Origin of the sequence: Sulfitobacter sp. SK025, from assembly GCF_003352105.1 — a bacterium.
Classification (GTDB): Bacteria; Pseudomonadota; Alphaproteobacteria; order Rhodobacterales; family Rhodobacteraceae; genus Sulfitobacter; species Sulfitobacter pontiacus.
Window position 1 is genome coordinate 568,693 of record NZ_CP025808.1, and the last position, 14,354, is coordinate 583,046.

Below are 14,354 nucleotides of genomic sequence, written 5' to 3' on the forward strand. Positions count from 1 at the left end.
GAGCCTGCGCTCTTGTGGCATCTCGCGCGCGCGGCGCACGCGGTTGGGGGGGATCGCGCCTCGCCGCGATTGACTGGGCGATGGCGGAAACCGCTGCCGCCCTCGACCTGCCGTTGGTTGCCGTGGCAGAGAAACGTCAATTCCTGCGCGGTACGGCGGTGACGCTGCCCCCGGGCTGTGCGGATGTCGGGTTGCGCGGCAGCCCCAACCTCGAAGCGCTGAGCCTTGTCGCCCCTGACCTGATCCTGTCGTCGAATTTCTACAGTTTCGTTGAACCGCAGCTGGGACGTATCGCACCGGTGTTCACGCAAAATATGTTCATCCCGACCGTACCGGCGCTGCCCAAGGCGCTGTCGGGGCTGGAGACATTGGCCATACAGCTGGACCAAGGAGAGGTTGGCCACCTGGTGCGTCAGGACTTTGAGACCGCTTTCGATGCGCTGCGCGCACGGGTGACAAGCTTTGCCGCGCGCCCCTTTGTGGTGATGACGGTGGGGGATGCGCGTCATGTGCAGATCTATGGCAGCGACAGCCTGTATGGCGGGGCGCTTCGCCGGATCGGCCTGACGAATGCCTGGGACGGCGATACTGAATTCGGATTCAATGCCCCCGTCCCTCTGTCCAGATTGATCGATTTTCCGCAGGCGCATCTGGTCATCGCGGGCGCTTTGCCGGTCACTGCACGGCGCGCGATTGGCCAAAGCGCGCTTTGGTCCGCGCTGCCCCCCGTGCGGGCGGGTCGCGTGTCGTATCTACCCGATCAGATGCCCTTTGGCGGGGCGCCTTCCGGGCTGCGTTTTGCGTCCCATCTTGTGACGGCGCTGGAAGCCGCATGATCCGTCCGCCCTTTTTGACGCTGCCCCTTGTGGCCGCCATCGGCGCGGCGTGCCTATGGACCATCGCAGCCCTTGCCGCCCTGCCCGCGGCGCAATGGGTGCTGCCTATCGCAGGGCCGCAAGACCTGTCGCCCGAACAGATCCTCTTTGCCTTCGGGTTGATGCCGCGGGCGGTGATTGCCCTGCTGATCGGGGCGCTTCTGGGGCTGTCGGGCGCCTTGATGCAGGCGGTGCTGCGCAATCCGTTGGCTGATCCGACGACCCTTGGCGTGGCCTCGGGTGCACAGCTGGCGCTGGTCTGCGCCACGCTGCTATGGCCGAATATGCTCGCCCTTGGTCCCGGCCCTGTCGCATTGGTCGGAGGCGGGCTTGCAGCGCTGATTGTCATGGCGCTTGGCGCGCGGCGTAGCTTTGCGCCTGTTACGGTCACCATCGCGGGGATGCTGGTGGGCATGCTTGCCTCGGCCATCTCTACCGCTCTCACATTGGGGCAGGGGCATTACCTGCTGTCGCTGGTGATCTGGAACGGCGGATCGCTTTCACAAGACAGCTGGCACGGGGTGATCCGACTGACTGTGGTGCTGGTGCTGGGGGCGGCGGGGGCCGCCTTGCTGGTGCGGCCACTGGTGGTCCTAAGTCTTGGCGGAGCCACGGCCAAGGCGCTTGGGACGCAGGTCGGGGCGATACGGGTCGCGGCGCTTGCGTTGGCGGTGTGCGTCTCGGCCATGGTCTCTGCCGAGGTGGGACTGGTCGGGTTTGTCGGGCTGGCGGCACCGGCCTTGGCACGGCGTTTTGGCGCGCGCAGCGTGGCGCAGGTTCTGCTGGCCGCACCACTGGCGGGCGCGCTGCTGCTGTGGCTGGTGGACAGCGCGCTGCTGGCGCTTGCTGCCTTTGGGCTGCCAGAACTGCCGACGGGCGCGCTGACCGGGCTGATCGGCGGGCCGCTTTTGATCGCTTTGCTCCCGCGGTTGCGCAACATTGTCCCGCCTGAGGCCGAGCGTAACGACAGTCTACCACCGCGGGCGCCGCGCCCGTGGCGGCGGGTTGCTCTGCTGGCCTGCGCGACGGTCGCCTTTGCCGTGCTGAGCCTGTTTGGCACCCGCGGGCCTGATGGCTGGGGCGTGATATCGGGCGCGATTGCGGCGAGTTTCGTGCCATTGCGGGCCACGGCCATTCTGGCGGCTGCCGCTGCCGGAGCGCTGCTGGCGCTTTCGGGCGCCGCCCTGCAACGGGTGACGGCAAACCCGATGGCCGCGCCCGAGGTTCTGGGCGTGACCGGTGGTGCCGCGCTTGGCTATGCGGCGACGCTGTTCCTGCTGCCTACCCCGTCGCCCGTGGCGCTGGCGCTCGGGTCTTCTGGCGGGGCGGCGGCGACGCTGATCATCCTGTCCGCCTATGCGGCGCGCAGTGATATGGCATCGGCGCGGCTGTTGCTGGCGGGACTGGCGATCGGAGCCTTCGCCTCGGCCCTGCTGGCGGCGATTATGGCGTCAGGTGATCCCAGAGCATGGTCCTTGCTGGGGTGGCTTGCGGGAAGCGCGACACGGGTCACGGTCGCAGGGGCGATGGCGCTTTCCGCGATGGCGGTGGCGGCGCTTGGCGCGGCGCTTTTGCTGTCGCGCTGGTTCGACATCCTGCCGCTGGGATCGGGTGTCGCGCAGGGTCTGGGGGTGCCGCTTGGCGTCGTGCGGCTTGCAGTTGTGCTGGCGGCAGGGCTGGCCACCGGCGCGGCAAGCGTGCTGGTCGGCCCGGTCAGTTTCGTTGGCCTGATGGCCCCGCATATCGCCCGCAGCCTTGGCCTGCTGCGCCCTGCGCCGTTTCTGGCTGCCAGCTGGTGTCTGGGTGCATTGCTCATGAGCCTCGCGGCCTTTGGCGCGCGCACCGCCAGCTACCCCTACGACCTGCCGCTGGGGCTTTTCGCGACGCTGATCGGCACGCCCTGGCTTTTCATTGCCCTGCTCGGACGGAGACACGCATGACCCTCTTTACGCTTGAAAATGTCTGCTTTGACGTGCCCAAGCGGCGGCTGGTTGATCACCTTTCCTTGGCGATCAAGCCCGGGATCACGGCGCTTGTCGGGCGCAACGGGTCGGGCAAATCAACGCTGCTGAAAATGCTCGCTGCGCAAACCCGGCCGAGCGCCGGAACCATCCACTATGGCGGCCAAGATCTGAGGGACTGGAAGCCGCGGGATTTTGCCCGCGATCTGGCGTTTCTGCCGCAGGTGACGCCCCCGACCGAAGGGCTGTGGCTGGAGGAGCTGGTCGCGCTTGGCCGGTACCCGTGGCGCGGAGCCTTGGGTCGATTGGGCCCCGAGGATCGCTTTATAATTGATACGGCGATTGCGCAATGTGGTCTGGAGCACAAGCGCGGCCAGATGGTCGACACCATGTCGGGCGGGGAAAAACAACGGTCGTGGATAGCGATGATGCTGGCGCAGGGGGCGCGTAGCCTGCTGCTGGATGAGCCGATCTCGGCGCTGGATGTGGCCCATCAGATCGAAGTGCTGGGGCTGCTGCGTGAAACGGTCAACGCCGGGTCGTTTTCTGCCGTGGTGGTGCTGCATGACGTGAATATGGCGGTGCGCTTTTGCGACCATGTTATCGCGCTGGATGCCGGGCGCGTGGCGCTTGAAGGCGCGGCGCACTGCCTGCTTGACCCGGACGCGCTTCAGCGGATCTACGGACTGCCCATGCAGGTCATCGACACAAAGCCCAGCCCGGTCGTTCATCCGATTTGACCCCGACCATATTCATCCGAAAGCCAGCCTTATGCTCCGCCAATTTTTCGAATACTATCGTCCCCACACGCGCCTGTTCTGGGTGGACTTCGGCTCTGCTGTGCTGTCCGGCTTGCTGGAGCTTGCCTTCCCGCTTGCCATCACCGCCTTCATCGATCACCTGCTGCCGCTTGGCGACCTGAGGCTGACCATACTGGCCGCGATTGGGCTGTTGCTGGTGTATCTGGTCAATACCGCGCTGATGGGGGTGGTGATCTATTGGGGGCACCGTCTGGGGATCGAGATCGAGACCGAGATGCGCCGCCGCGCTTTTTCGCATCTGACCCGGCTGTCTTGGCGCTGGTATGACCGTGCGCGTACCGGCAAGCTTGTCGCCCGCGTGACCCGCGATCTGGAAGAGATAGGCGAGGTCGCGCACCACGGCCCCGAAGACCTGTTTATCGCGGTGGTCACTTTTGTTGGGGCGTTTGCGTTGATGATCAATCTGCATGTCACGCTCGCCCTGATTACGGTCGTGATCGTGCCGCTGATGATCTGGGTCGTGGCCGTTTACGGGGCGCGCATGACACGGTCCTGGCGCGATATCTATGCGCGTGTGGGGGCCTTTAACGTGCGCCTGGAGGAAGCCATCAGCGGCATCCGGGTCTTGCAGGCCTTTGCCAATGAAGGTCACGAAGAAACGTTGTTCGCGCGTGACAACGCAGCCTATCGCAGGACCAAACTGTCGGCCTATGCGATCATGGCGAAGGCCAGTGCGATTCATTACATGGGCCTGCGTTTCGTGCAGGTTGTGGTGATGGTGGCGGGTGCGGGTTTTGTGCTGGAAGGGTCGCTGACCACGGGCGGCTTTGTCGGCTTCCTGCTGCTGGTCAGCGTCTTTTTCCGCCCGCTGGAGAAAATTGCCGCTGTGATTGAAACCTATCCCCGCGGTATCGCCGGTTTCCAACGCTACACCGAATTGTTGCAGACCGACCGCGATGTCAGCGATCGGCCGGATGCCGTCGCAGTGACCGTCACGCAAGGCGAGGTCGCTTTTGAAGATGTGTCATTTGCCTATGACAGCCCGTTGCCCATTCTGCACAACGTCACCTTGACCGCCAAAGCCGGTGAGACAGTGGCTTTCGTCGGGCCGTCGGGTGCAGGCAAGACAACGCTTCTGGCATTGCTCCCGCGGTTTTACGACCCTTCCGGCGGGCGGATCACGATTGATGGGATCGACATTGCGGATATGACCCTGAACAGTCTGCGCTCTCAGATCGGGTTGGTCTCTCAGGATGTGTTCCTATTCGGGTCCACCCTGCGCGAGAATATCCTGTACGGCAAACTCGATGCCACGGCGGCGGAACTGGATGCCGCGGTCGAGAATGCCCAGTTGTGCGCGCTCGTCTCCGCACTGCCCGAGGGGCTGGAAACCATCGTGGGTGAGCGGGGTGTCATGCTGTCGGGCGGGCAGAAGCAGCGCGTCGCCATTGCCCGCGCTTTCCTGAAAAACCCGCCGATCCTGATCCTGGACGAGGCAACATCGGCGCTGGATCGCGAGACGGAGCGTGACATCCAGCAGGCGTTGGAGCGGCTTTCAAAGGGCCGCACCACGCTCATTATCGCGCATCGGCTTGAGACAGTGAAACATGCCGACCAGATCATCGTCATGGAGGCAGGGCGCAAGGTCGAAGCCGGAACACACGACAGCCTGCGCGCGCGCAATGGCCTTTACGCGCGGCTGACCTGACACGCATTTTACAACGCGTGGGTCGGTCGGGCGTGCTTCTGGATCAGTTGGGGAAAGTCACCTTAGGCCGTTCGTCGTCTCGGGCAGGCGCAAGACGGCGGCGAAACCGCGCGGGCTCAGTTCCCGGGGTACGTAAATTTCAAGTTGGCATCCGGACTGGGCGCATAGATCTTGTATGATCGACAGTCCCAGCCCGTATCCATCTGACAGCGCGCCACGCCGGTTGAACCGCTGCTTTATGCGGTCGAGGTCCGCGGGTGAGAGAGGGGCGCAATCGTTCACGACGGCAACTCTCCCCGATTGGCTGGCGTCTACAACCGTGGGCAAAGGGCCGCTAGCGTGCTTCAGGGCGTTGTCGAACATATTGTTCAGGATGATCCCAAGGGCATCCGGATCAACGCGCGTTGAAAAATGTGTTTCGGGAAACTTCAATTCGATCTTTTCCGGGGTGCGGCTTCGGCTGCGCATCTCGGACATCAAAAGCGTGATCACCGGGGAAACATCCGTCGCGACCGCATTGAGGCCCAGTCCTGATTGCGCCCTTGATAATTGCAATAGGCGCTCGATCAAGCGCTCAAGCCGCTTCAGACCGGTTTCGATTTCGACGATATTGTCGATCTTTGCGGGGTCGCTCAGCTTTGCCCGCAGCCGCTGCGCCTGCGCCAGACAAATGGCAACGGGGGTGCGCAATTCATGCGCGGCATTCGTGGCAAAGGCACGTTCTGCGGTGATGGCGCGGTCAAGTCGCCCCATGAGCCCGTCAAGCGTATCAATCGCCGGGGTTATTTCGGAAAAGACATTCTCGCGTTCAATCGGGGAAAGGTTGTGTTCGTTCTTTTCTGCGATGTTCCGGCTGAGCTCGGCAATCATCGCGACTGATCGTCGAACCGCCCAGAAGGAGGATAACGCAAATAGCGCCCCCAACAGGCCAAAACCGATCGCCACAGCGATCACCACATCGGTTATCGCCTCATTGCGTTCCACCATCGGCTCGGCCACAACGACGCTGCCCGTCTCGGGCTGATCTGAACGGAGCATGATAAAGCGATGCCCGGCGGCGGTGCTTAGCCCCGTGGCCAATGGCGTGGGAAGCGCAAAAGCACCAACGCTTTTTGACTGCGCGTAGACCTGACCATCCGGATCCAGATACCACATCAACGCGCGTTCATCCGGCTTACGCAGTTTGCTTTCAAAATCCAGCAAGCCGCCCACGTCAAAGCCCGCGTCGCCTTGGGTCGTTTCGATGAACTCCACCAAGAGATGCGCCTTGCCAATCAGGCTGGCGTCAAGCAGCTCGTCATACTCGTCCTTGAAGATATGCTGGACGATCAAAACGCCAATCACCATCACCGCCAGCCCGGGCACAAGCAGCGACCCAAGCAGCGACTGAACCAGACTTTTGTGGCGGAGTGTCATGAGGTCAAGGCGTAGCCTAAACCACGGTGCGTGGCGATAAGGTCTTTGCCTAATTTCGTGCGCAAACGGCTGATATGTGCCTCGATCGCGTTGCTTTCGACTTCTTCGCCGTAGTCATAGATGGCAGCTTCAAGGCTCTCCTTCGGCACGATCTGGGGTTTGCGGCGCAGTAGCGTTTCGAAGACGCCCCATTCCTTAGCGGTCAGACGTACGGGCTGCTCAGCGCGCATGACGGTGTGATCGGACAGATTGACCACCACATCGTGCAGCTGAACCGTTTGGGCAAACTGGTTGGCGCTGCGTCGACAGACGGTATGGATGCGCGCTTTGACCTCATCTAGGTCAAAAGGCTTGATCACATAGTCATCAGCACCTCTGTTCAACCCCTCTATCCGGTCCGACACCTTGTCGCGGGCGGTGAGAATGAGGATCGGCGTGCGTATGGCCTTTGCCCGCAGTTTGCTTAGAAAATTCAACCCGTCGCCATCAGGCAACTGCAGGTCCAGAAGTACGACATCATAGGATAGCGTACGCAGCGCGGCGTCTGCCTCGTCCAGGGTGCAGAACCATTCGACAATGTGGCGATCCGCCTCCAGATGCTCTTTCAGCGGCCGCGCCAAAGCTTTTTCATCCTCGATCAAGAGTATGCGCATAATGTTACTGTCCAGTTCCGAGACGCGGCTTAGCCAATTCGGCTGCCGCTGACATGATCATAGTTTCAGGCTTGGGGCATTCTATTTTCTGCGACCGGCTCATCGGCATATCTCAGGCCATCCCGAAATAGCGCAAAGCGACCACAGCCATGAAAAAACCGTTCGCGAAAAGCAAGCACATGGTTGCGAGCGAACCAAGGTCTTTGGCGTCACGGGCGAAAACCTCCCACTGTGGAGCGAGGTGGTCGACGATACATTCGATCGCCGTATTCAGAGCCTCGACCGCGACAAGAGCCGAAAAGAGGACCAGAAAGACCAGAAAATCAGCGACACCCGCATCCATGATGTAGAGCAGAACACTACCGATTGGCAGCGCCACAATGATATGCCTGAACGCGGTTTCCATCCAAAGACGTCGCAGCCCGCCAATCGAATAGCCCGCAGCGGCAAACAGATGGGCGACCCCCGTAACGCGTTCGGGTTTCTCAAGCGGTTTGATAATTTCCGGCTTCATATCTTGGCCACCTCAGCATTTGTTTTGCAGGAATCGAAGATATCCAGATCGGGGTTACGCTCTGCGGTGTTGATGTCGAGCATCCCAAGTAGGGAATGGAACAGGTTGTCGTGTGACAGCGGCTTGTCCTTCTGTTCCGCCACACAGCTTTCATCGATGCCAAAGCGGGTTCGGAATGCGTCTGACATCCATAGGAGCATCGGAACATGGGTCTGCGTGTCCGGGGCCATGAAATAGGGTGCCCCGTGCAAATACAGCCCGCGTTCGCCAAGCGATTCACCGTGGTCGGACACATAAAGCAGTGACGTGGCCAAAGCTTCATTCGCGGCAAGCATTTTTATCGTCTGGGCAAGGATCTGATCCGTATAGGCGATGGTGTTATCATAGGCATTGGTGATCTCCTGCGGGGTGCATTTCTTGAACTCCGCCGTACGGCATGCGGGTATGAAGCGTTCAAATGCCGCCGGATAGCGCTGATAATAGGTCGGCCCGTGACTGCCGATCTGGTGCAGAACCAGGACCGTGTCCTGCTTGATCGATGCGATGTAGTCTTTCAACGGCTCAAGGAATATGCCGTCGATACATTCACCCGTTGCACAGAACTCCGGGTCGGTCAGATCGTTGAATCTGCGTGTCTTGAACCGTGCGGCAATCGCTTTGTCGCCGGTGTTATTGTCCCACCATTCGACCTGCAGCCCGGCATGCCCGAAGACATCTAGCACATTCTCGGTCGAGGTGCCTTTTTCAAAGCTGTAGTCATCTCGGCTGTATTTTGAGAACATACAAGGCAGTGACACCGCCGTGGCAGTGCCACAGGACTGGATATTGCTGAAGTTGATAATTGGCAGCTTGGACAGCTCTGGGTTCGTGTCGACGCCGTATCCGTTCAAGCTGAAATTCTGCGCCCGCGCGGTTTCCCCCGCAACGACAACGGTCAGCATAGGCTTTTGCGGCGCGTCATAGGCAGAACCGCCCCTTGCATCCGTTCCGGTGCTGGTGAGGACCAGATTGGCCGAACGCGACATCATCTTGGCGTATCGGATCGCGCCTACCAACGGGGCACCGGGCTGGTAGCTGCTCATGAAATCCTTCCGCTCGCGCAGGATCGACGCATAGGATTTCAGGTCTGACATCAGCAATCCTGCGGCCAATGCAAGGCTGACAACAAAGGTCACTATCGGCGTTACAGCCGCCCTGATCCGCGTCTGGGGTCGAATTGGCACCCAGATCACGATGAGCGCGGGCAACACACCGAAGCCAATAATATGGGTGATGTAGCCAGGTGTTATCAGATGCCGGGATTCCGCGACGGTGGTCACCATGACATTTTGGATCATGTCGCGGTCAACGATAATGCCAAGTGTATCGACGTAATAAGACGTCATGGCGGCCAGTATAAGCATCGAGACCAGAAACGGTTTAACCGTCCACGGGTATGCGAACAGGCTGAAGGCGGCCAGCGTCAAACAGAACACAGCCCCCATAAAACCCGCGAGCGACAATAGGTGGCCCGAGAAGACATCCCTTGAGATGTTCCAGAATGTGCTATTATCGACACTGAACACGAATGCGATGGAAAGAACGGTCAGCAGCACGGGGGAGATGCTTATCCGTTCACGCAGAACGGCTAGCCGGGATAAAAGGGTCTTCACAGAGGCCATAATAGAGCTTTCGCAGATTTAGATGCGTGCTCATGACCAGCGTAAGCTTACGAAAAGCTTACGATCGGAATTTTTCATTTCTAAAAGGTAAATTGTACATGGAGAACGAAATCGGCGACGCAGCAGTTCGAGAAAGGCCCGGGCTCGTGCGCCTCCTTGCGTGGTACGCGATATTTGGCTGCATCCTGTTTTCGGGGATGATCCTGATCGCGGATTTTGTTGTTCCGGGCCACGACTGGATCGCCGACACCATCAGCGATCTTGGTGCGGGTGAATATGAATATATCGTCGATATCGGCATCTATGGGTTTTCGGCTTCACTGATATCGGTCGCTTTACTTGCCGCGCATATTCATCTGGGCAATTGGCGCTGGAGCGTCGGGATCGTGGGCTTCACCGTCTTGGGGCTGATTGTCTTCCTTGTTGGCGCGCGGAATGAATACGGCGACAACGACAGCGATGGCGTCGTGATCCATAGCTACCTGGTCTATGCTCTTGGCCTTCTTATGGCGATCCTGCCGTGGTCCATGTCAGACGGGGCGCGCTGCTGCGGTGCGATATACGGCAGACTCCTTGTCGGTCTCTCCGCGCTCTGGACCGTCTCGGCACCGGTCTTTTTCATGCTACCCACCGATGTCGACGGTCTTTACGAACGGTATCTCGGTGTGATTGCCATGGCGACGGTGATCACTCTGGCGGTATTGTTTCTGCGCCGGCAGGGACGCGGATAGGGTCACGGCTGCTGCATTCGCTTATGCCCGCTTCAACGGACGTGGCTGCGGCATGCTGCAGCGCCTGATGCGTCTGGCGAAAGCAAAGCAGCCCCGCCGGTCATCCGGCAGGGCTGCGCTTTATGTCTTACAGGCTCGCGTCCAGGGCGGCGAGGATCGCGTCGCCCATTTCGGAGGTCGAGATGGGTGAGCCGCCTTCGGGGCCCATCAGATCCGCGGTGCGTGCCCCATCGGCCAGCACTTTTTCAACGGCTTTTTCCAGACGCGCGGCTTCATCGCCCTGGTCGAAGGAGTAGCGCAGCGCCATTGCAAAGCTGAGGATACAGGCGATGGGGTTCGCCTTGCCTTGACCCGCGATATCGGGGGCAGAGCCGTGGACGGGCTCGTACAGCGCTTTGGGGCGGCCATCGGCATTGGGCGCACCCAACGAGGCAGAGGGCAGCATCCCCAGCGAACCCGTCAGCATCGCGGCACAATCGGACAGGATATCGCCGAACAGGTTGTCGGTGACGATCACGTCGAACTGCTTGGGCGCGCGCACCAGCTGCATCGCGCCGTTGTCGGCGTACATGTGGGACAGCTCGACATCGGGGTAGTCTTCGTCATGCACCTTCTGCACGACTTCGCGCCACAGGATGCCGCTTTCCATGACATTGGCTTTCTCCATCGAGCAGACTTTGTTGCCCCGACGACGTGCCAGTTCAAAGGCTGACCGCGCGACACGGTCGATCTCGGATTCGGTGTAGCGCTGTGTATTGATGCCGACGCGTTCGTTGCCTTCCTCGAAAATACCGCGGGGTTCGCCAAAGTAGACACCCGATGTCAGTTCGCGCACGATCATGATGTCGAGCCCGGCAACGAGGTCTTTCTTCAGCGAGGAGAAATCCGCCAGCGCGTCAAAACACTGTGCCGGACGCAGGTTCGAAAACAGGTCCATTTCCTTGCGCAGGCGCAGCAGGCCGCGTTCGGGTTTCACGGAGAAATCAAGCTCGTCGTATTTCGGCCCGCCAACGGCACCGAGCAGAACAGCATCCGCCGCCAGCGCTTTGGCCATCGTGTCGTCATGCAGGGGGGTGCCGTGTTTGTCATAGGCGGCACCGCCGACCAGATCGTGATCCACGTCAAAGGCCAGATCGCGCTTGTCGCCAAACCAGTCGATGATGCGAACAACCTGGCCCATGACCTCGGGGCCGATGCCGTCACCGGCGAGGATTAGCAATGTGGGGTTGGCCATGCGATGTCTCCTGAAAAATACGTTGATAGCGGGGTAGCGCGGGGAGGCAGAGGGGTCAAGAACGGCTAGCGGTCAAGATCGACCCAGACCACGCCATGGCGGCTGGCAGCAGGGTCGCGGGCCACGCCAGCGGCGACGACGCGCCAGTCGGTTGAGGGCAGCAAATAGTCGACACGCATATCGCCCAAACCGTCGAAGGTGACGGTGGGCTGACCCTTCAGCGGGTCTTGCAGCGCCGGGTGATCCAACAGCGTCTGGATCGCGACGCGCAGCCCTTCGCCTTTCGCCGGATCAAGATTGGCATCCCCCAGCAGGATAAAACGGTCTGTTGGCGGCGGGTCGAAGCTGCCTGCCAGATAGTGGTCCCAGAACAGGACTTCATCATGGTTGCGTTTGCCGTTGCGGTCCTCTGGTCCGTCGAACACAGGGGGCGTCGCATAAAAGGTCAGCAGGGTCAGGGGCGCTTGGTCCGGGATGTCGAGGGGCACGACCCATGCCCCGTGCGAAGCGAGCCGCTGCACCTCTTGCGCCGCGGCAGAGGGGAAGGGGGCACCGTCCGTCTGCGGCAGCAGCGCATCGGGCAGGTCACGCCACAGAAAATCGCTGTAATCCTGAACATCGGTGCGCAGCACGGGATAGCGCGACAGGATCGCCATCGCGCCCGCGCCGAAGAAGCGGCCATAGCCCTGACCATCGCGCGCGCCGCCCGTTTTACCGTCGCCGTCCATATCCAAACCCGTGGGCCGTCCCGCATTCGGGGGCAGCGCGAAACGGTAGGGGTAGCTGGGGCCAGCCTCGCCAACCCTGTCCGCCAAAGCGCCAAGCGTTGTGCCGCCAAGATCGTAATCCACCCCCTGCAGCACGATGATATCGGCAGCAACATCCGCCAGCAGGCGCGTCACAGCGGTAATCTGCGGGTCCGACCCTTTGGCAATGTCGCGCAGCAGCAGACCCGGTCCGGCCCGCGATAATTCGGTGTTGAAGGTGGCGATGCGCAGAGGCTCTGCCACCGCGGGGGATGCGGCCAGCAGGACGCCTGCGATCAGGCTGGCTGCAAGCCGTGATCTTTCTCCGCCTCGTCGGCATAGGCGCGACGGCGTTTCTCTTCGATCATCTCTGCGATCTTGCCCATGGCAATGCCGCGCATGATGATGCTGGCAGGAAGGAAGGCCCATGCGGCGACTGTCCAGATCTGGGTATGCGGGTTTTGCAGTGTAATCGGGTCTAGCAGATCGGCCGCCGCTTTGACTACTGCGGGGATCAGGAAGGGCAGAAGGAAGCCAAGCGCGATATTGATGCGTGCGTCCCGTTGCAGACGATAGATGACATCGCCGCCCGCGGTCGGGTCGAACAGGGGCAGGTTCACCCAGACGTTAAAGGCCCCCTGACGCACCGGCCAATTCATGATGCGCACCAGCACCAGAAACGCCCCCATCGAGATCAGCGAGATCAGATAGGCCATGCCCGCGGACGTACGGACCGATGTCACCAGCGCGTCGCTGGCGCTTTCGGGCAGCATCAGGACAATCATGCGCACCGGCGAAAAGGGGAAATCCATCGCATTGCCAAGAATCGTCCCGATAGAGGTCATGGCACCGCCCAGAACCGAGGGGCTGACCTTTTGCTTCAGGATCAACGTCAGCAGGATGATGGTGACCAGCAGGCAGACATAGCGCAGCCGGTTGAAGGGGGCCGCGTCGCGGAATTCGATGATGCTGGGGAAGTTCGAGTTGTATTCGATGAACGTGAGGAAACAGGCGATCAGCGCTACCAGCATTGTGATCTGGCTGGAATCGTTCAACGCATCGGGTAACATGAGGGCGGGCGTTGCAATCAACAATGCCACCAGAATGCCACGCGCTGCCGCGCCGGATATACGTGCAATCACAAAACTACCCTTCCAAACTGGCCAGCCACGATTCTTTGCCGCGTGCTTGTTCCAACTTGATGCCCTCGGGTGTCGAAGGCCTGCCTCAGAATTGCCTCAATTGTGTCTTCTTTCGCCACATTCCTCAAGCCCGTTCCTGACGATGCGCGCGGATCTGAGACATTTTGAGCGCAGGTGTGGTGCGATATTGCATCATAGCTGCGGCGAAAATGACGCAACCCGCGGTCTGTTGTGGGCAACAAGGCGGTGCCCACAACCATGTATAGAACTCAACCCGTGGTTAGGTCAAGCGCGCCAGCCCGTCGGGCCGGGCCCGTGGGGGTCAGACCCAGGGGCGTGCCTGTGCAGCGGCAGATTCGAAGCTGTCGATAGAGGCCGCTTTTTCCAGCGTCAGACCAATATCGTCGAGCCCGTTCATCAGGCAGTGCTTCTTGAACGCGTCAACCTGGAAGCTGATGACTTCGCCGTCAGAGCTGGTGATCGTCTGCGCTTCAAGATCCACTTCGATCCGCGCGTTAGAGCCTTTTTCGGCGTCTTTCATCAACAGGTCCACCTGCTCTTGCGGCAGGGCGATCGGCAGGATGCCGTTCTTGAAGCAGTTGTTGTAGAAGATGTCCGCAAAGCTGGGCGCGATGACACAGGTGATGCCGAAATCGGCGATGGCCCATGGCGCGTGCTCCCGCGAAGAGCCACAACCGAAGTTATCGCCCGCCACAAGAATCTGCGCGTCACGGTATTGCGGTTTGTTGAGCACGAAATCCGGTACTTCGTTGCCGTCGCGGTCATAGCGCATCTCGTCAAACAGGTTCACGCCAAGGCCCGACCGTTTGATCGTTTTCAGGAACTGCTTGGGGATGATCATATCGGTGTCGATATTCACCATCGGCATGGGGGCCGCGATCCCGGAAAGTTTGTCGAATTTGTTCATGGTTTTGTTGTCCTTTGATCTGCT

Annotated in this window: 13 protein-coding genes; 5 read left to right on the plus strand and 8 right to left on the minus strand. The window is 60.6% G+C overall.

Going from position 1 to position 14,354, the window contains the following annotated elements:
• Positions 1–14 precede the first annotated feature (14 nt).
• Genes C1J04_RS02620 through C1J04_RS02635 form a run of 4 tightly spaced genes read left to right on the plus strand, consistent with a single transcriptional unit; the run spans position 15 to position 5,305 of the window.
• A complete protein-coding gene (locus C1J04_RS02620) occupies positions 15–836 on the plus strand; it encodes an ABC transporter substrate-binding protein (protein WP_114865397.1) in 822 nt (273 codons plus the stop codon).
• Positions 833–2,815: a Fe(3+)-hydroxamate ABC transporter permease FhuB gene (fhuB, locus tag C1J04_RS02625; protein ID WP_009825841.1), complete on the plus strand. Its 1,983-nt coding sequence runs from the start codon at positions 833–835 to the stop codon at positions 2,813–2,815. Before C1J04_RS02620 ends, fhuB begins: the two co-directional genes overlap by 4 nt.
• Entirely contained in the window at positions 2,812–3,576 is a 765-nt protein-coding gene (locus C1J04_RS02630; RefSeq protein WP_009825842.1) for an ABC transporter ATP-binding protein, read from the plus strand. Before fhuB ends, C1J04_RS02630 begins: the two co-directional genes overlap by 4 nt.
• Before the next feature lie 31 nt (positions 3,577–3,607).
• On the plus strand, positions 3,608–5,305 hold the full coding sequence (locus tag C1J04_RS02635) for an ABC transporter ATP-binding protein (RefSeq protein ID WP_009825843.1): 1,698 nt from the start codon (positions 3,608–3,610) through the stop codon (positions 5,303–5,305).
• A 57-nt stretch (positions 5,306–5,362) separates the two neighbouring features.
• On the opposite strand, the gene C1J04_RS02640 is transcribed toward C1J04_RS02635, so the two are convergent.
• The 4 genes from C1J04_RS02640 to C1J04_RS02655 form a co-directional block, all read right to left on the minus strand.
• The gene (locus C1J04_RS02640) at positions 5,363–6,721 is read right to left on the minus strand and encodes a sensor histidine kinase (protein ID WP_009825844.1); all 1,359 of its coding nucleotides are present in this window, start codon (positions 6,719–6,721) and stop codon (positions 5,363–5,365) included.
• Positions 6,718–7,374, minus strand: coding sequence for a response regulator transcription factor (locus C1J04_RS02645; RefSeq protein ID WP_009825845.1), 657 nt, complete (start codon positions 7,372–7,374; stop codon positions 6,718–6,720). Before C1J04_RS02645 ends, C1J04_RS02640 begins: the two co-directional genes overlap by 4 nt.
• A gap of 112 nt (positions 7,375–7,486) precedes the next feature.
• The gene (locus tag C1J04_RS02650) at positions 7,487–7,888 is read right to left on the minus strand and encodes a diacylglycerol kinase (protein ID WP_009825846.1); all 402 of its coding nucleotides are present in this window, start codon (positions 7,886–7,888) and stop codon (positions 7,487–7,489) included.
• Positions 7,885–9,483: a phosphoethanolamine transferase gene (locus tag C1J04_RS02655; protein ID WP_009825847.1), complete on the minus strand. Its 1,599-nt coding sequence runs from the start codon at positions 9,481–9,483 to the stop codon at positions 7,885–7,887. Before C1J04_RS02655 ends, C1J04_RS02650 begins: the two co-directional genes overlap by 4 nt.
• Before the next feature lie 164 nt (positions 9,484–9,647).
• Here C1J04_RS02655 and C1J04_RS02660 point away from each other — a divergent pair, with 164 nt between their 5' ends.
• Positions 9,648–10,280: a DUF998 domain-containing protein gene (locus tag C1J04_RS02660; protein ID WP_009825848.1), complete on the plus strand. Its 633-nt coding sequence runs from the start codon at positions 9,648–9,650 to the stop codon at positions 10,278–10,280.
• Positions 10,281–10,407: 127 nt separating this feature from the next.
• Here C1J04_RS02660 and leuB read toward each other — a convergent pair whose 3' ends face one another.
• From leuB to leuD, 4 genes are all read right to left on the minus strand, one after another.
• Entirely contained in the window at positions 10,408–11,514 is a 1,107-nt protein-coding gene (leuB, locus tag C1J04_RS02665) for a 3-isopropylmalate dehydrogenase (protein ID WP_009825849.1), read from the minus strand.
• A 65-nt stretch (positions 11,515–11,579) separates the two neighbouring features.
• The gene (locus tag C1J04_RS02670) at positions 11,580–12,524 is read right to left on the minus strand and encodes an endonuclease/exonuclease/phosphatase family protein (protein WP_009825850.1); all 945 of its coding nucleotides are present in this window, start codon (positions 12,522–12,524) and stop codon (positions 11,580–11,582) included.
• 32 nt (positions 12,525–12,556) lie between these two features.
• Complete coding sequence (locus C1J04_RS02675) at positions 12,557–13,402, minus strand: hypothetical protein (protein ID WP_005851026.1); 846 nt, start codon at positions 13,400–13,402, stop codon at positions 12,557–12,559.
• 322 nt (positions 13,403–13,724) lie between these two features.
• On the minus strand, positions 13,725–14,330 hold the full coding sequence (gene leuD / locus C1J04_RS02680; protein WP_005851028.1) for a 3-isopropylmalate dehydratase small subunit: 606 nt from the start codon (positions 14,328–14,330) through the stop codon (positions 13,725–13,727).
• Positions 14,331–14,354 lie beyond the last annotated feature (24 nt).

Bases quoted from the DNA above. Each gene is read 5' to 3' on its own strand.
- C1J04_RS02660 (WP_009825848.1), top strand. From the start codon at position 9,648: ATGGAGAACGAAATCGGCGACGCAGCAGTTCGAGAAAGGCCCGGGCTC.
- C1J04_RS02645 (WP_009825845.1), bottom strand. From the start codon at position 7,374: ATGCGCATACTCTTGATCGAGGATGAAAAAGCTTTGGCGCGGCCGCTG.
- leuB (WP_009825849.1), bottom strand. From the start codon at position 11,514: ATGGCCAACCCCACATTGCTAATCCTCGCCGGTGACGGCATCGGCCCC.
- C1J04_RS02635 (WP_009825843.1), top strand. From the start codon at position 3,608: ATGCTCCGCCAATTTTTCGAATACTATCGTCCCCACACGCGCCTGTTC.
- leuD (WP_005851028.1), bottom strand. From the start codon at position 14,330: ATGAACAAATTCGACAAACTTTCCGGGATCGCGGCCCCCATGCCGATG.
- C1J04_RS02650 (WP_009825846.1), bottom strand. From the start codon at position 7,888: ATGAAGCCGGAAATTATCAAACCGCTTGAGAAACCCGAACGCGTTACG.
- C1J04_RS02640 (WP_009825844.1), bottom strand. From the start codon at position 6,721: ATGACACTCCGCCACAAAAGTCTGGTTCAGTCGCTGCTTGGGTCGCTG.
- C1J04_RS02630 (WP_009825842.1), top strand. From the start codon at position 2,812: ATGACCCTCTTTACGCTTGAAAATGTCTGCTTTGACGTGCCCAAGCGG.
- fhuB (WP_009825841.1), top strand. From the start codon at position 833: ATGATCCGTCCGCCCTTTTTGACGCTGCCCCTTGTGGCCGCCATCGGC.